9 protein-coding genes are annotated in these 18,954 nt (G+C 43.1%); all 9 read left to right on the top strand.

Annotated elements, in window-relative coordinates; all coding sequences use genetic code 11:
• Positions 1-91: 91 nt before the first annotated feature.
• Complete coding sequence (locus tag QX565_RS04385; RefSeq protein WP_289291516.1) at positions 92-5,335, top strand: RagB/SusD family nutrient uptake outer membrane protein; 5,244 nt, start codon at positions 92-94, stop codon at positions 5,333-5,335.
• A gap of 111 nt (positions 5,336-5,446) precedes the next feature.
• Entirely contained in the window at positions 5,447-6,445 is a 999-nt protein-coding gene (locus tag QX565_RS04390) for a glycoside hydrolase family 16 protein (protein WP_289291518.1), read from the top strand.
• 116 nt (positions 6,446-6,561) lie between these two features.
• Positions 6,562-8,838, top strand: coding sequence for a glycosyl hydrolase family 95 catalytic domain-containing protein (locus QX565_RS04395; RefSeq protein ID WP_289291519.1), 2,277 nt, complete (start codon positions 6,562-6,564; stop codon positions 8,836-8,838).
• A 10-nt stretch (positions 8,839-8,848) separates the two neighbouring features.
• Positions 8,849-11,236, top strand: a complete 2,388-nt coding sequence (locus QX565_RS04400) for a polysaccharide lyase family 8 super-sandwich domain-containing protein (RefSeq protein ID WP_289291521.1) — start codon at positions 8,849-8,851, stop codon at positions 11,234-11,236.
• Positions 11,217-13,796, top strand: coding sequence for a glycoside hydrolase family 3 N-terminal domain-containing protein (locus tag QX565_RS04405; RefSeq protein ID WP_289291522.1), 2,580 nt, complete (start codon positions 11,217-11,219; stop codon positions 13,794-13,796). Before QX565_RS04400 ends, QX565_RS04405 begins: the two co-directional genes overlap by 20 nt.
• A gap of 40 nt (positions 13,797-13,836) precedes the next feature.
• Positions 13,837-16,086, top strand: coding sequence for a family 20 glycosylhydrolase (locus QX565_RS04410; protein ID WP_289291523.1), 2,250 nt, complete (start codon positions 13,837-13,839; stop codon positions 16,084-16,086).
• 331 nt (positions 16,087-16,417) lie between these two features.
• Positions 16,418-16,702 carry a hypothetical protein gene (locus tag QX565_RS04415; protein WP_289291525.1) on the top strand — a complete coding sequence of 95 codons (285 nt, stop codon included), beginning with the start codon at positions 16,418-16,420 and terminating at the stop codon, positions 16,700-16,702.
• A gap of 473 nt (positions 16,703-17,175) precedes the next feature.
• Complete coding sequence (rimP, locus tag QX565_RS04420) at positions 17,176-17,643, top strand: ribosome assembly cofactor RimP (protein ID WP_221650684.1); 468 nt, start codon at positions 17,176-17,178, stop codon at positions 17,641-17,643.
• 2 nt (positions 17,644-17,645) lie between these two features.
• Positions 17,646-18,908: a transcription termination factor NusA gene (gene nusA / locus QX565_RS04425; RefSeq protein ID WP_221650683.1), complete on the top strand. Its 1,263-nt coding sequence runs from the start codon at positions 17,646-17,648 to the stop codon at positions 18,906-18,908.
• The last annotated feature ends 46 nt before the right edge of the window (positions 18,909-18,954 follow it).

Here is an 18,954-nt window from a genome sequence, read left to right on the forward strand (position 1 = left end):
AGTGAGCTCTGTCTTCAGTAGCCGATAACCGGATTGTTACGGTTACCGGAAGATAAGAGTTCGCGAAACTTAACTTAAAAAAAGAAATCCAATGAAAAACATTTTATTAGCATTGACATTATGTGGGGCTGCCGGCATTGGTTATGCAGCATGGTTTGCCCCTGCAAACTTGTTTGAGTCAAACGAGGTATCACATGCTCAGGCTGTTTCCGAACACTTGCAGCACCAGTCTTTACAAGAACTAAAAGCATCTGTTTCGTCTTACATGACTAAAGCAGAATTGGAAACGGCAGCCAATAAGTTATACACTACACTATGGGGCGGTAATTGGGGATTTAATTGTCGCCCGCAGATTTTAGGATTAGGAGCGGATGATATTGTCGGAGGATCGGTAGCTAAGCGTCATTATGCTATGGACGAGCTGAAAATAGATGCGGCATTTGACGGTGATGTGAAAATCATATGGCAGGACATGTATACGTTGATAAGAGAGTGTGATCTTTTGATGGAAACAGTTCAAAATTCAACCGCTCTTACCGAAAGTGACAAAGTGCAATATGCCGGAGAGGCCCATTTTTTCAAAGCGTTTGCCTATTACCAACTGGTTCGTTGGTTTGGAGAGGTGCCGGCTTATAAAGATTCGGAGCAGAAAGAAGATATTCTAGGTAGTACAATCATCGGTCGTAATGCGATAAGCGACATTTATAATCAGGTGATTATTCCAAATTTACAGGCTGCGGCAGAGAAATTACCGGAACAGGGACGTTTAGGAAGTGCCGGAGCCAATTCTACCCCCACTAAGTGGGCAGCAAAGACTTGTCTGGCGGAGGTATATCTGACTATGGCAGGATGGCCTCTTAAACAGACAGATAAATATACATTAGCAAAAGAAACGGCTAAAGAGGTGATTGAGAGTGGAAAATACTCTCTATTGCCCCGTTATGAAGATTTGTGGAAAGAGGCTACTTGCGGAGACGATACGGAACATATTCTGGCATTGAATCATACCATTGTCGGATCCAGTAATTATGGTATCTCTTACATGGCAATGGAAGAGAATGCAGGTGCCTGGAGTGATTATCTGGCCGATTCCTGTTTCTATGAACGTTATCCGGAAGATACTCGTAAGGCTTTTAATTTTGTAACAAAATTCGGTGAGGGGAAACGAGCGAAAGACTTTAAGGTATCGGAAATGCGTTCTCCTGCTATTAATAAATACCGTGATTATGGAGGAATAGAACCACTGAGTGCACAAACAAGTGGCATTACTCCTATTTATCGTTATGCAGATGTACTGTTGATTTATGCTGAGGCTCAGAATAAAGCGGATAAGGGGCCGGATGCTTTAGCATACCAATGTATAAATCAGATACGTAACCGGGCCGGAGGAACCGAGCTTGCTGCCGGATTGAACGAAGCCGATTTTGACAAGGCTGTATTTGATGAACGGGGATGGGAATTTTTTGCTGAATTCAAAAGATGGTTCCAATTGGTGAGAACGGAAAAAGTATACGAGACAAATCTGTATAATCCACGTGTGAAGGCCTCTTATGAGGCGAGGGGCATAACAGCCGATAACCGTGATATTTATCTGATGCCGTTGCCAGCGTCAGAAAATGATAAGTATGCTATACAGATTAGAGACAATGGTTTCGACAATGCAGATTTGACCCGGGGCTTTAAAACACAGCCTTATCTCTTCAATGAATGGGTTACGAATAATCCTCAGCCGAATGTAGTACAGTTTGCTGTTGTAGATGACCCGGAGCACGGAAAGGTTGCAAAAATGACCGGAGCGCCCGGTACCTGGTATAAAGATTTCCTGGCACAACGTATGAAAGGAAAAGCAGATCGTGATATTTATCGTTTGACATTCTATGCCAAATCAATGAATGAAGCTCAGCTCAGAGTATATACTTTCCTTACGAAAGAGGATAACTCGGATGCTTCCGGAGGTCGTTTCTTTGTTGTGAAACAAGATAATGTGGCTGATAATAAAAAGGCATCGGTTGTTTTAAAACTGACCGATAACTGGGTTAAATACACAATTGACTTTGATTTATCGAAAGTGGAGCCGGACTTCTGGGAGTCGAAACCCGTGGAAGAATCTACAGATATAGACCTTACTAACTTCTGTATATTGTTTTATAACCAGAACAATGCAGAATCATACATCGATGATGTACGTTTTGATAAATTATCTACACTGGAAACAAACAAGCCGAAAGCATTTACTTTTGAGAATGTATCGGAATTGGAACAGTGGAGTGCAGTGAACAGTACACTATCATTGAGTAAAGAACATCGTAGTGAGGGGAATCAGGCTTTATGCTGGGATACGAAAGATGGAGGAACGCTGACCGTTTCTGTCGGAGAGTTTACCATTGGCAGTCAGTCGGCATTTTTTGAGATACATAACTCACAACCGTGTGATGATCAGATAACGATTGACTATCTGGACGAAACCGGTAAAGCGGTAAAAACCGGTCATATCTCAATGAATTTTAAAGGATGGCGTGAGTTCAACCGGTTCTACTCGGATTATGCGAATAAGAATGCAGTTACTATTACCGATATACGGTTTACTTATGCCGGAAAGAATGCAGGTAATACAAAAATATACCTGGATAAAGTGAATTTTGATGCACCTAAATCTTCCAATTGGAAAGTACTGTATCAGGATTTGATGATGCCGGATCTGGAATATTTATATAAAGACCGTGTTCAATTGCTGAAAGCGTATGCTGCTGGTCAGAACAAAGTAATCAATGAACCTACAGCGCAGGAAATTACTGACTTTGAAAAGTTGAAAACTGCATTGGCTACGGTTCCTGCTACAACAGTAACGATGAAAACTTTACGATCTTATATGTCAGCTCTCGGTCTGGTCCGCAATGAAGACGGTTCGATTAATGGTCCTGCATTAGGAGGGAGCGAAGAACTGACAATCGATATTATGATTGATATTTCTCAAAGGGTGCAAGCACTGGCAGCTCATGCAAAGAAGGGAGATCAGGAAGCGAAAGATTTATTGAAAGATTATGTTGATTATATTCTGGATCAAGGCATCTTCTATGATTTCGAACGCCTTACATATAGTCATTATGGTAGTGTAGATGATATTCCTGCAGGTTTTATAGCAGCAATGTCCGAATATACGGAGGAGCAGAGAAAAGAGATGATAAAGGCTATGACTTGGATGCTCGAAGCAAATATGGTATATGCCGATAATGATTACCTGGTTTCCTGGATGAATGCGGATTATTTGTGTAACTACTTTAAACATCTGTTTGCACTGGCTGTTGCTCCTACTGATAAGAAAGAGGCTATCCAGAATCTGAAAGATATGGTTCGTTTCATGGAGTTGCATACTATTTATACTCCGGCAGGGCGGGAGGTATTGAAAGTGGACGGAACAGGTTTTCACCACGATACACACTATAATGCATATATGTATGCTTATAAAGCATGGTGCAATTATATTTATACACTGAAAGGAACTTGTTTCCAAGTAAAGAAAGACTCTTACGAACGTATTCGTAAAGCGATTGTATCCATGTATCTGATGGCAGTAAAGGGGGCAAATAGAACAGACTACTATGCAGCTAACAGTCTTTGTGGAAGACATCCGTATACAGATGGCGGTGGAATTGTTCCGTCAGAAGCCTGGTATGTGGACCGCCTGATAGAAGGTGGCGGTGATATTCTGGGTACCAAATATGATATGGAGCTGGCAGCATTCTATAACTATTTCTTTATGACGGATAAGTATGATATAGAGCCGGCAAAAGTAGACGGTTACTATCAGTTTAATTATAGTCCGGCTGGTATTTACCGGCAGAATAACTGGGTAGCTACCATGCGTAGTGCTACTACTCAGTTCTGGGGAACGGAAATTTATACAACCAGTAACCGGTTCGGACGTTACCAGAGCCATGGCACTTTGGAAGTCATGTATGATGGTGGGGCGGCTGTATGTGGTTATCCTGTTGAAACAGCACCCAATGCGACAGGTAGTAAAATGTCCGGAGGTTGGGACTGGAATGTTGTACCGGGAGCTACTACTGTACATTATACTTCATGGAAAGAGATGATGCCACGAAAAAGTACGGAAGGTACTTACTGCCAGTATTCGAAAAAGGATTTTTCCGGAGCATTGGCTTGGGGGCAGTATGGTATCTTTGGAACGGATTTCCTACAGAGCGATGATTGGGGAGGTCAACAGTTTACTCCGACCAACCTGCAGTTTAAGAAATCGGTTTATGCATTCGATGGTATGCTCATCAGTATGGGCAGTGGTATCAGTGCTAAAGGAAGTTATGGAGATGATATGATTACGGCTACGAATTTGTTCCAGGGAATCGATTATGAAGGTATTAGCAGTGACTTGGTCGTAAACGGGCAGGTGATGGCTCCGGGAGCAGAGAATATGACTAATAATTCAGAGCAGGATGTATGGCTGGTAACTCCGCAAACGACGGGATACTTTATTCCGAAAGGCAATGACCCGATTGTTATCAAACATGCTAATCAAACCGCTCCTCGTGAAGACGGCAGCGATGTTACAGGCGATATGAATACGGTAATGGCTGCCAAGGCTTATATTGACCACGGGGTAAAACCGGAAAATAAAGAATACCTGTTTGTTGCTGTTCCGGGGACAACACCCGAGAAGATGCAGCAATTATCTGCAAAACTTGCTGGTAACGGAGGAGATATTTTCAAAGTGGAAGCACAGAATGAGAAATTGCATGCATTGACTTACAAACCGCAGGGTATTACTGCTTATACGTTCTTTGGAGCGGCAGACGGACTCAGCTTTGCCAATGTGAAGTCCTCCGACTCGGAGTTGTTATTGATGGAGAAGGCCAATACAGGAGCAAAGACTATCTCATTTGCGGTTGCTAATCCGAACCTTCGCCCGAAAACGCACGAGCTGTTTAAGTGGATTGAACAGGAAACCAATGCTACGATTGTTGTAAAAGGTGAATGGAAACTTCAGAAGGCTGTTGATGGCGTTTCTGTTAGTACTTTGGCTGATGGCAATACACAAGTAAGTCTGCATCTGGAACAAGGAGAACCGGTTTACTTTACATTGCAGGATCCGAATGCTACCGGTATTTCTGATATGAACTTGGCAGAAGCCATGAAAGTCACTGTTTGTGAGGATCATATACAGGTTGAGAATGTTAATGGAGCAGTGACTGTTTATGACGTGGCAGGTAAGCTTGTTGATGCGAAAGAAGCCGATGGTTCGGTAACGTTCGTAATACAGGAGACGGGTTGTTACATTATCAGATGTGGTAGCGAAGTAACCAAAGTTATTGTAAAGTGATATGAAAATGAGTACCGGACCGTATTTTTTACGGTGGTAAATAATAGTATAAATGAAGGTGTGAAGAGCCGAATATATCCCTGGCTCTTCACCCTATAAAACGGATATTCGATGAAAAAGCTGATTCTATTAATACTTTCTTTATCTTTGGGCGGATTACTTTATGCACAGATGAAAACTTCGGAAACTACGGACTATAAACTGGTCTTTTATGATGATTTCGATCAGGATACCGGGAAACCCGATCCTAAATATTGGTCGTTTGCTGTTCCGGATGGTGCACCCTGGTCTATTTATCTTTCGAAAAGTTATGATCAGGCTTACCTGCAGGATGGTAAACTCGTACTGAAGGCAGAGAAGGCGAAACGATACCGGACAGGAGGCATCTGGACGAAAGGAAAGGTAGCTTTTAAATATGGTAAATTAGAGGTTCGTGCAAAATTCAAATCTGTACAGGGTGGATGGCCTGCTATTTGGTTATTGCCTGTCAGTCCGCAATATTCTACAGGATATGGGGGAGAAATAGATATTATGGAGCAGGTGAGTCATGAATATATGGCATGGCACAGTGTTCATCCGGGAAGTGAGGAATATCGCGGATCGGGTCTGGGCGGAAAGTATGTTCTCGATGATTTTAATACATATACTTTGGTTTGGACAGCGGACGAACTATCTTTCTTTATTAACGGAGTAAGTACGGGTACTTATCTGAGAAATAATCAGTTACCCGAAAGTGAGGCTTGTAAGCAATGGGTGTTTGATGTTCCTTACTATCTCATTTTGAATTATGCTTTAGGAGGTGAAGGAACCTGGCCCGGAGTGATTAATGATGAAGAGTTACCGGGATATATGGAAATAGATTGGGTAAAGGCCTATGAGAAAGTTCCTACCGGTTTCTCCCCAAATACCTTTGCAGATCCGATGAAGGTCTCAGTGGTAGGAAAAGAAATATGCGTTGAGAATACAACCGGTAAGGTTTCTATTTATGATTATTCGGGTCGATTGGTAGAAAGAATAGATATAGTTGATTCGGCGCGTATTACTGTGAAGGATACAGGCTGTTATATTTTAAAGTGTGGTAATCAGGTTGTAAAGGTAAGTGTATCCTGATAAATTGCATATATATTAGGCTTTATGCGATAGTTTGTTGTATTGTTGACAGGGTAGCCGGGGATATATGTCATAAGATGGATATATCCCTGTTTCTATATAAATTTTGTTTGATTATGGTGCGTGTAAAACATTTATTACTTATAGTTGTGGTAGGAATCTTGTTTTCCTGCCGGTCGGGAGAGGAGGTGTCCGATCTTCCCCGTCCTTATCATAACCTTCGTTTTGAGAAACTTCCGGAGGTTTGGGACGAAGCCCTTCCATTGGGAAATGGTTTAACCGGTGCTCTTATCTGGCAGAAGGAAGGGAAACTGAGAATCGCTATAGACCGGGCCGATCTGTGGGACTTACGTCCGGTAGAAGAGTTCAAATCACCCGATCATTCTTATCAGTTTATTTGTGACCAGGTACTTCGAAAAAAAGATATTGCCCCTATCCAACGCTTGATAGACGACAGGACTAAATACGACGCGGCTCCCACTAAGATACCTGCAGGAGCTATTGAGTTTAACATTGCTTCTTTAGGAAGAGTAAGGAATGTAAGTCTGGACCTGACTTCTGCTGTCTGTACCATTTTATGGGAGAATGGAGCCAAAGCACGCATTTTTGTTTCCGCTAATGAGAAAGGAGGGCGTTTCTTATTTGAAAATCTGCCGGATACTCTTTCTCCGGAGCTGATAACTCCTTTATATGAAGAAAATGATGCAAAACTGGACTATCAGCCCGGTGTAAATAAGCTGACTGCATTGGGATATAAACGAGGAAAAGTAGAACGAATAAATCCCGGAACTTTGCTCTATCAGCAGCAAGGGTGGGGAGGTGTTTCTTATGAAATAGCATTAAACTGGAAGTCTGTTTCCGGGCATTCGCTGGAGGGGGAGTATTGTGTAACTTCCAAAGGAACCTGGTATTCGGAGAAGGAGGGGGCATTGGAATGTATGAGGCAAACTATGAGTCGCGACTTTGATAGCAGCCTGGCGATGCATAAGCGTTGGTGGCGGGAATATTGGATGAAATCTTCTATCAGCCTGCCCGATACATTACTGGAGAAACAATGGTATCTGGAAATGTACAAGTTTGCCGCTGCTTCACGAAAGGGCGCACCCCCTATCTGTCTGCAAGCTGTATGGACTGCCGATAACGGTCAGACTCCTCCCTGGCGTGGAGACTTTCACAGCGATTTGAATACCCAGTTGAGTTATTGGGCAGGATATACCTCTAATCATCTTGAAGAGTCGTCCGTGTTTACCGACTGGCTCTGGAAGATAAAAGAAAATGCAGAAGCATTCACCCGGCAGTTTTATGGAGTGAAAGGACTGAATGTTCCTTGTATTGCTACATTGACAGGAGAACCCATCGGTGGATGGAGCCCTTATTCACACTCTCCCTCTACAGCCGGTTGGTTATCGCACCATTTCTATCTGCAATGGAAGTATAGTATGGATACCGAATTCCTGAAGAACCGCGCTTATCCATGGATAAAGGAGGTAGCACGGTATTTTGAGAATATTTCAGTACGGGATGAAAACGGAGAACGACAACTTCCTTTATCTACTTCTCCGGAGATAAATGACAATCGTATAGATGCTTGGTTTCAGAAAACAACAAATTATGATCTTGCCAATATACGGCTGACGTATACCATTGCCCGGGAGATGGCGGAGGCTTTGGGCTTGAACGAAGAAGCCGGTTATTGGGTAAGGCAACTAAGCGAATGGCCTAAACCTGCTGTGAATGAGAGTGGGTTGATGATCGCACCCGGAAAGTCACAAGTGGAGTCGCATCGCCATTTTTCACATTTACTGTCTTTTCATCCTTTTGGATTAATAGACGTGAGTAAAGGGAATGGGAATATCGATTTGATATTGCGTTCTATTAAGAATGTAGAGATGCTGGGCACGGATTGGTGGACCGGATATACTTATGCATGGCTGGCCAATATGAAGGCCCGTGTTTTTGAAGGAGATGATGTGGTGAGAAACTTGCACATCTTTATTAAAGCTTTTTGTTCTCCGAACAGTTTTCATCTGAACGGTGACCAGTTGAACGCCGGCTATTCGCAATTTACCTATCGTCCGTTTACACTGGAAGGTAATTTTGCTTGTGCGGCTGCTATTCAGGAAATGCTGTTGCAAAGTCATACCGGAGTGATAAAAGTATTTCCGGCCTTATCCACCAAATGGGAAGATGTATCTTTCCGGCATCTCCGGGCGATGGGAGCTTTTCTCGTATCTGCCTCTTATGAAGGAGGGAAGATTGTTTCTATCACTGTTGAATCTGAAAAAGGAGGATTGATGAGGCTGAATAATCCTTTCACGGACCAAATAACGGAGAGAAAAATGGAAGCCAGAGAGACGATTACATTTACGAATAAGTTTCCGATGGGAAAATAAGAATTGATATATGAAGAGAACACATTTATTCGCGATTTTGATTTTGCTTTCTTGCGGTGTCTTCGCACAACCGTCGAAGAAAGAAGGTATGCGTATGCTTAGGGAGTATTATGTGGCAAATGTAAATGGTTCCTGTAATGAAGCTGACTGTGAAAAATATATCAGCCTGTTGAATCGTGACGGACAGTTTACAGACATGATTGCTTATGAAAGAGAGATAGGAACACGGAAGCTGCTCGAAAGTATAAGTTTTGACGAACAACAACATATGGGACTTTATCTCACCGAAGCAATGAACCGTCTGAGGTCACTTGCTGCTTATTACCGTCAGAAGGGTGGAAAAGAAATTCCTGATAAGTATTGGAAAGCAATTGTCAGATATGGTACTATCGAACAGAACCGCCAGCCGAATGATCGGTTTCATGCCTCTTGTTTTGCTATCCCTCAGGCGGCTTGCGGCATTTATTATCTGTTGATAGATGCGATGGAGCGAACGGAAACGGATAAAAACGCTTCTTCTTTGGAGGGAAAGGCAAACCGGATGCTCAAATACCTTGCTATGCAATCGTGGACACAACCCTTACGTAAGGATGAAACGGACAAAAACGTGGTCAGTATTCCCCGTTTTCGTCATCATGTATGGTGGGTAGGAGGAAATGCACTGGCTTACCGTCCTCTGTTGGAGACGGCTGTGCTGATGGACTCTATTCCGATGGTAGACGTTGTAGCAGAAGTTGCGAAAAAGAGTCTAAGCAATGTGTCCCAAACCAATTATGAAGAGGCTTTCTGGAATGAAGGATTTACAGCCGATGGTGCCGGATGGGGGCATGGTAAGCAATGTCTGGTATGGGGATATCCTATTCACGGTGCATCCAGTGCCTTGAATATTCTGAAAGTGTTGAAGAAGACTCCCTGGGCTCAGACATTAAGCAGGGAGAATGCGGAAGCGCTACTCCATTTCTACCGGGGAAGTAACTTTTATCATTACAAAGGATACATTCCTCCGTGTCTCGACCGGTATTCGATGGTATATTATGAGGGCAGGCATCAGCCCGTACCTTATTATGAAATGCTGAAGCGAACAGTGGAGGACTATGCAGATGCCTTTACTTCAGCCGAATTAAAAGAGTTGAAACAACTGATTGACGAGGCCGGGCGGGAAGATATCCGTATGGATAATTATCCGGACGGCATGTATCACGGATCTCACTGGTTTTTCAATAATGATGATCTGATTAAGAAGAATAAAGAGTACCATATCCTTATTAATATGGCCTCTTTCCGCTGTGACGGACTTGAAAGTGCGAGAAACTTTGCGGATGAGTTTAATATTTTCACCAATGACGGGTTAACCTTTTTTCAACGCCAGGGAGACGAATACCGTAGAATAATAGGTGCTATGGATTTGACCGCTATGCCGGGTGTTACCGCACGGGAAGGTATGGATAAACTGTCTCCTGTGACTAATTGGAGAGGGTTTTGCAGTAAACACAACTTTGCCGGAGGTGCTACGAGCGGAGGAGAGAATGCAGTAGCAGGTTTTATCTTCGAAAAAATGGATGCCGAAGCAAAAGAAAAACGGGTAAAAGAGAATAATTCGTCGGCCTTCGGAGTGAAAGCTTATAAATCCTGGTTTATAATGGGAGATTATCTGGTTGCTTTAGGAGCCGGTGTAACCAACCTGTCTCCTGAACTGGAAGGTACGATCCGGACTTCGATAGAGCAAACAGCCCATCAGGGAGAAGTGTCTTTGTTTGATGGGAAGTCCATCTCTCCGGTAACTTCGGCCTCGGGTACTTTGTGCCGGGATGGAAAACCGGTATGGATCATGCAGCAGGGAGGATTTGCCTATACGGTATTACCACCCTATTCTTCGGATGCCTTTTATTCAGTCGAAACCCTTCCTAACGAATGGTTAAAAAGGAATCTGAGCAATAAAGGTAAAGCGAATTTGCCGGATAGTGCTGCTGTCTTTCGTCTTTGGATTGATCAGGGGCGGGAGGTAAAAGATGGTAAATATGGCTACGTTGTTTATTGTGGTGAAGGGACTCCTGCTTATGAATTGCCTTTTGTCGTATTGAGAAATGATACGCTTGCACAAGCCGTTTCGACGGTGGATCACATGCTTACAGGGCTTGTTTTTTATCAGGACGATGCGGTTGTAACGGTTGGTAATACCGAAATCTCGGCTTCCGAACCTTGTGTTGTATTGATGGAACAGGATGCAAAGGGCACTAAGATATCTGTGACTGATGCTATGATGAGGGCTGATTTACAGAGTATTACTCTGAGAATAGGAGAAGATAGAATCACAATTGACATGCCGCAGGGAAAAGAATGTGGCAATACAGTTACCAAAATATATAAAAAGACATATCATGAACAGACTGTTGAATAAATTAGCACTTTTATTGCTTTTGTTGCTGTCTCAGCAAGGATTAGGGGTGGCACAACAACTTCCTTATAGGAACAGCGCATTACCTGTACAAGACAGAGTAGAGGATTTGCTGCAACGCATGACACTTGAAGAAAAGATAGCCCAGATACGCCATATACATTCCTGGAATATATTCAACGGACAGGAACTCGATGAGAATAAACTCGCCACTTTTGTGGGTGATATAGGTTGGGGCTTTGTGGAAGGTTTTCCGCTGACCGGTGAAAACTGCCGGAAAAATATGCGGGTGATTCAGGAGTATATGATAAAGAATACTCGTCTGGGAATACCGGTGTTTACCGTTGCCGAGTCCTTGCACGGATCCGCTCATGAGGGTTCTACCATTTTTCCTCAGAACATAGCATTGGGAAGTACATTCAATCCGGCACTTGCTTATCAGAAGGCGGCTCTGACTTCCTGTGATCTTCATGCCCAAGGGATGCGTCAGGTTCTTGCCCCTTGTATTGATGTGGTACGCGACTTGCGTTGGGGAAGAGTTGAAGAGTCCTACGGAGAAGACCCCTTCCTCTGCGGGACATTGGCTCTGGCAGAGACACGTGGGTATTTGGATAACGGTATCTCTCCTATGCTGAAACATTTCGGAGCACATGGTAACCCTTTAGGTGGTTTGAATCTCGCTTCTGTGGAGAGTGGCTTGAGGGATTTGCATGATATCTACCTGAAACCTTTCGAGATGGTTATTACTCAGTTGCCGGTACAGGCAGTTATGTCTACCTATAATTCGTGGAATCATGTTCCTAATTCGGCTTCTGCCTACTTGTTGACCGACGTTTTGCGGAAACAATGGGGATTCAAAGGATATGTTTATTCTGATTGGGGGGCAATTGAGATGTTGCAGAACTTTCATCATACGGCTGCCACACCTGCTGATTGTGCAGTACAAGCACTTTCTGCCGGACTCGATGTAGAGGCTTCCAGTGAATGCTATCCGCACCTGAAGCAACTTATTGAGCAAGGAGAGTTTGACGAAAAGATACTGGATGAATCCGTACGTCGTGTGCTGACTGCTAAATTTAAACAGGGGCTCTTTGAAGACCCTTTTGGTGAAAAGATAAAGAAAACGGTGATGCACTCTGCTGCGAGTATCGCCTTGTCCCGTAAAATTGCAGATGAGTCTGTAGTATTATTGAAGAATGAGAATGGACTGTTGCCGTTGGATGCAAACAAGTTACGCTCAGTTGCTGTGATAGGGCCGAATGCAGCACAGGTACAGTTTGGTGACTATACTTGGAGCCGGGATAATAAAGATGGGGTTACTCCATTGGCAGGATTACAGAAGCTGCTGGGAAGTAAAGTTGCCATTCACTATGCTCCGGGATGCAGTATGATGTCCGAAGATACTTCATTGATACCCGAAGCTGTGGCAGCAGCGCAGAAAAGTGAGGTCGCTCTGGTGTTCTGTGGCAGTTCGAGCGCATCTTTGGCAAGAGATTATAGTAATACTAACTGTGGCGAAGGGTTCGATTTGCATGATCTTAATCTTACCGGAGCACAGGGAGAGTTGATAAAGGCAGTTTATGCAACCGGAAAACCCGTAGTACTGGTGCTGGTAAGTGGGAAACCTTTCACTATCGCTTGGGAGAAGGAACATCTTCCGGCTATTCTAGTACAGTGGTACGCAGGCGAACAAGCGGGTAACTCTATCGCAGACATTCTTTTCGGCAAGGTAAACCCTTCCGGGAAGTTGACTTTCTCGTTTCCGCAGAGCGTAGGACATCTTCCGGCTTATTATAACTATTTGCCTTCTGATAAAGGTTTCTATAAGAACCCCGGGAGTTATCAGAAGCCGGGCCGGGATTATGTGTTCTCTTCTCCTGCTTCTTTATGGGCTTTCGGATACGGATTGAGCTATACTTCTTTTTCTATGAAGGATATGCAGGTATCGGTAAAGGAAGATTCGGTTTTTGTCAAAGCAGAAATACTTAACACAGGCAAAAGGGCCGGACAAGAGGTCGTTCAGCTTTATGTACGTGATCTTGTCAGCTCAGTTGTTACCCCTATAAAACAACTGAAAGCATTTACGAAGGTGGAACTGCAACCGGGAGAACAGAGAACGGTTTTGTTACGCTTCCCGGTTGCAGAACTTGCCCTGACAAATGAAGCCGGGCTGCGGTTGGTAGAACCCGGCGAGTTTGAGATTCAGTTGGGCAACTCATCTGATAATATCCTGCTGAAACAAACGATAAGGATGGGTGACAATGTGAAGAAGAATTCGGGAGATGAGATTGCAACTCAAAGCAAACCTGTAGGAACGGGAGAAATGAGGATTGTTCGAGGGATCGTGAGAGATATACAGGCCACTTTGGTCGCGAATATTTCTATCTGGTCTGTCGGGCAGAAAAAGGAGATTGGGAAAACAAATAAGAAGGGAGAGTATGAAATAAAAGCCGCATCGGATGATATCCTGATATTCTCCGGGAAAGGGTATTTGAAACAGACTGTACCTGTGAATCATCATACGGACATCAATGTAAAACTGGCATACGGTGAAGACAGGTAATGGCCGGAAACTGATAAATATTAAAACAACTGATACTATTATGAAACGATTCTTTCTAAATTTATTGGCAGCCGTTAGCGTGGTGTCAGCTTTTGCTACGGGTAACAGACAAATCACTATAACACCTTATCCTCAGGAAGTGCATGTGCGGCAGGGAGAGTTTATGATTACTCCACAGACCTCTTTTGTTGTTCAAACTACTGAGCTGAAAGATGTTGCCGGATATTTCGGGGCTAAAATAAAGCGCTCTACAGGATATGAACTGCCTGTAAACACGATTGCTACCGAAAACAGCATTGTATTATCAATAGACAGCCAATTGCCTCTCAATGAGGAAGGATATTTATTGGAAGTGATGCCCGGACAGATCACAGTAACCGGAAAGAGTGACAGAGGGGTGTTTTACGGCATGCAGACAGTGATGCAACTCCTTCCTCCTGAAATAGAAGAGGCGGTTGTTGTGGACAATGTGGCATGGACTCTTCCCTGCGTTTCTGTAAAAGATGAACCCCGTTTTGCCTATCGCGGCATGATGCTGGACGTATGCCGGCACTTTCTTGATGTCGATTTCGTAAAGAAACAGTTGGATATCATGGCTATGTTTAAAATGAACTACTTTCACTGGCATCTTACTGACGATCACCTTTGGACTATTGAGATAAAAAAATACCCTTTGCTGACAGAGATAGGATCTGTCCGGCACAATGTGGACGGAAGTGTGAACCGTGGATTCTATACACAAGACCAGATTCGGGAAGTTGTGGCTTATGCTGCTGAAAAGAAAATCACCGTTATCCCGGAAATAGAACTTCCGGGGCATGCCCTTGCGGCAATTACGGCTTATCCGGAATTATCCTGTATCGAAGGCCCTTTCCAGTTGAGAAACCAGTGGGGTGTGGAAGATAACGTATATTGTGCCGGAAACGACCGTGTATTCAACTTTCTGGAAGATGTGATAGGTGAGGTCGTTCCTTTGTTTCCCGGAAAATACTTTCACATCGGTGGAGATGAATGCCCGAAGATTCATTGGGAAGCTTGTCGCAAATGCCAGCACCGTATGAAAGAAGAGGGGCTGAAGAATGAACACGAACTGCAGAGTTATTTTGTACATCGTATCGAGAAAATCCTGTTAAAACATGGCAGAGCAATGATTGGCTGGGATGAAATACTTGAAGGAGGGCTTGCCGCATCTGCTACTGTCATGTCGTGGACGGGGGAGCAAGGTGGAATCACTGCCGCCAACATGGGGCATGATGTTATTATGACTCCTTTGAATTTTGCTTATTATGATGCCGGGCAAGGAGCACCGGAAGTGGAACCTATCACCATCAGTTTCGGTATTTCGCTCGAGAAGGCATATAAATATGAACCGGTAGCAGCAGGGATTTCCCGGGAGAAATCTCACCACATATTGGGTGCACAGGCCAATTTATGGACAGAATATTCTCCGACTGCCGAGCATACGGAATATCTTCTTTATCCGCGTATGCTGGCCATGGCAGAATTAACCTGGACACAAAAAGAGAATAAGGATTATACTGCCTTTGTTCAGCGTTTGGACAATCAGTTGAGGCGCCTGGATGCCCATCATATTAATTATCATATTCCATTGCCCGAAGGACCACAGGCCGATTATGTAGCATTTGTTGATAAAACAACTCTGACTTTTCATAACAGCCGCAATTTACCCATGGTTTATACAGTTGACGGAACGATGCCTACAACACAATCCACTCTATATACCACCCCTCTTGTATTTATGAAGAATACGACGCTGAGAATAGCTACCATGCTTCCGTCCGGCAAACTGAGCCGGACAAGAATTATAGATGTCCGGAAAGAAAAAATGAGACCAGCTCTTCACAGAAAATTGGTGGCAGGAGCAGAACTACAACGTATCTCCGGTAAGTATTATTATGTCACAGACTTAACTGATGCGAATTGGGAAAAGCCAATGATCGTTCCGGGGTTTCATCTGGATGTAAAACCAGAAGCTAACGGTGCTTTCCTTTATAAAGGATATTTCGAGGTTCCTGCTGACGGGGTTTATTATATCTCTTCCGAAATGGATCAACTGAAGATAGACGGGGAGAAAATAATAAATAATAGCGGGAAATTGATACGACATTCAGTGAGCCGGAAGTCAGTTGCTTTGAAGAAAGGAATTCACTCATTTGAACTTATCTATATTAATAGTAACATTGGAGGTTATCATCGTTACTGGAACAAACGTGGATTTCAGTTGATCGGGGAAGATGGCACACTCACTACTCCGGAGGTTTATCACTGAGTGCTTCCCGCACCACGGGGAGGTACGCCAGGCGATGGTTAGTTGAAACGCAGGACGCAGATTTTCGCAAAGGGAAACAAGTAGATGACAAGGAACTACAGTCTTTTAATTTGCGTCATCTGTGTTCATCCGCGTTTCATCAGATAAAAACTCTGTGCAAGTTCGATTCATTTCGAATCTATTTACGATTAGACGAATTACGATGTACGATTGGGATTACTCTGTCTCTGACAGCGCTGAAACAGGCTTTTAAAAGAGAGTTACTTCAATCGTACATCGTAATTCGTCTAATAGTAAATAAATTCAGTTTTGAGCTTAATGGTGTTTGTCATTGCCATCCGTCTCTTTCTCCGGTATCGATAAAGCTCTATCTCGTAGAGTAACGTATGAAGCCTCGGTGTGTGACGTTGTTTTAGATGTACATGTAAAGCAGTACGACATGTACATGTGGGACGGTACGACATGTACATGTGGAGCAGTGAAACATGTACATGTAAAACAATGCTGCTCACCGGGGAAAGGAGTGTTCCTTTCTGAGAAAGACAGAGTACAACACCGGGCAAGGGTAATGATGCCGTCTATGGATACTTCCGCTACCGAAAAGATAGGGACATAATCTTCGTTACTGTATGGTTTTGAATGTATTTCACCACAAAGTAACACGGAGTTCCACAGAGTTTAAATCTTTATTGAAACGCAGATGATCGCAGATTCTCGCAAAGGGAAACAAATGTATGATAAAGAACCACAGTCTTTTAATTTGCGTTCATCTGTGTTAATCCGCGTTTTATCAGATAAATACTACTCTGTGGAACTCTGTGCTACTCTGTGGTGAGTTTTGCTCGTTTCTATTCAGATCCGAATAAATTCCGTTGCAAATAGATAACTACTCTTTTTTTACCAAATCAGCATCTGTTTGACATCTCTTTTAGTGGTATAAAGAGTAGTAACCTTTGCGTCTGGTGTTATATTAAACTTTTTTTCTCTAATATTTTGTAGTCGAATAGATTATTTATATCTTTGCACCCGAAACGGATGAAAGGTGGAGGGGCGATTAAGCTCCTTTTTTTGTTCTTATATAGCTAATCAATGATAGAAAAGAAAACAGTTTGTCAGATTGTTGAAGAGTGGCTGGAAGGAAAAGACTACTTTCTGGTAGAAGTAACTGTAAGCCCTGATGACAAGATTGTGGTTGAAATAGACCATGCAGAAGGAGTTTGGATTGAAGATTGTGTGGAGCTGAGTCGCTTCATCGAATCTAAATTAAACCGTGAAGAGGAGGATTATGAGCTGGAAGTTGGCTCGGCTGGAATCGGACAGCCATTCAAGGTAGTGCAGCAGTACTATAATCATATCGGCAGTGAAGTGGAAGTATTGACCAAAAGTGGTAAAAAACTGACAGGAGTGCTGAAGGAAGCCGATGAAGAGAAGTTTGTAGTGGCTGTACAGAAGAAAATGAAGCTTGATGGAGCAAAACGTCCCAAACTTATGGAAGAGGATGAAACTTTCCGTTATGATGAGATAAAATACACTAAATACTTAATTAGTTTTAAATAATTATGGCCAAGAAAGAAGAAACAATCAGCTTGATTGATACATTTTCGGAATTTAAGGAACTGAAAAATATCGATAGAACAACGATGGTTAGCGTGCTCGAAGAGTCGTTCCGGAGTGTGATCGCGAAAATGTTTGGCACTGATGAAAATTACGACGTAATTGTAAATCCGGATAAGGGTGACTTTGAAATATGGCGTAACCGTGAGGTAGTGGCAGACGAGGAATTGACAAATCCGAATATGCAGATTTCGTTGACAGAAGCACAGAAAATAGATGCTTCTTACGAAGTAGGAGAAGAAGTAACTGACGAAGTTATTTTTGCAAAATTCGGTCGCCGTGCTATTCTAAACCTTCGTCAGACATTAGCTTCTAAAATTCTTGAGCTTGAGAAAGATAGTATTTACAATAAATATATAGACAAAGTAGGTACAATCATTAATGCAGAAGTATATCAGATATGGAAAAAAGAAATGCTGCTGCTTGACGATGAAGGAAATGAACTGTTACTGCCTAAAACAGAGCAGATTCCGGCAGATTTCTACCGTAAAGGAGAGACTGCGCGTGCAGTGGTGGCCCGCGTAGATAACAAAAATAATAATCCGAAGATTATTCTTTCACGTACATCTCCCGTTTTCCTGCAACGTCTGTTTGAAATGGAAGTACCTGAAATTAACGATGGCTTGATTACTATCAAGAAGATTGCCCGTATTCCCGGTGAACGTGCTAAGATTGCGGTGGAATCTTATGATGATAGAATCGACCCTGTAGGAGCCTGTGTAGGTGTAAAGGGAAGTCGTATCCATGGCATCGTTCGTGAGCTTCGCAATGAGAATATTGATGTGATTAACTATACATCAAATATCTCCTTGTTTATTCAGCGTGCACTGAGTCCGGCAAAGATCTCTTCTATCCGATTGAACGAAGAAGAGCGTAAGGCAGAGGTTTTCCTCCGTCCGGAAGAAGTTTCGCTGGCTATTGGTAAAGGCGGTTTGAATATCAAACTTGCCAGTATGTTAACTGAGTACACTATTGATGTGTTCCGTGAATTGGATGAAAGTGTGCAGGATGAAGATATCTATCTGGACGAGTTCAAAGATGAAATCGACAGTTGGGTAATCGATGCTATTAAGGCTATCGGTATTGATACGGCTAAAGCTGTATTGACTGCACCTCGCGAAATGTTGATTGAAAAGACGGATCTGGAAGAAGAGACAGTGGACGAGGTATTACGTATTTTGAAATCGGAGTTTGAAGACAATGAATAATTTCATTTACGATTAGGCTATTTACGATTTACGATTGGAGCTACTC

This window comes from Bacteroides sp. 41_26 (assembly GCF_949740115.1).
Taxonomy (GTDB): Bacteria; Bacteroidota; Bacteroidia; order Bacteroidales; family Bacteroidaceae; genus Bacteroides; species Bacteroides nordii.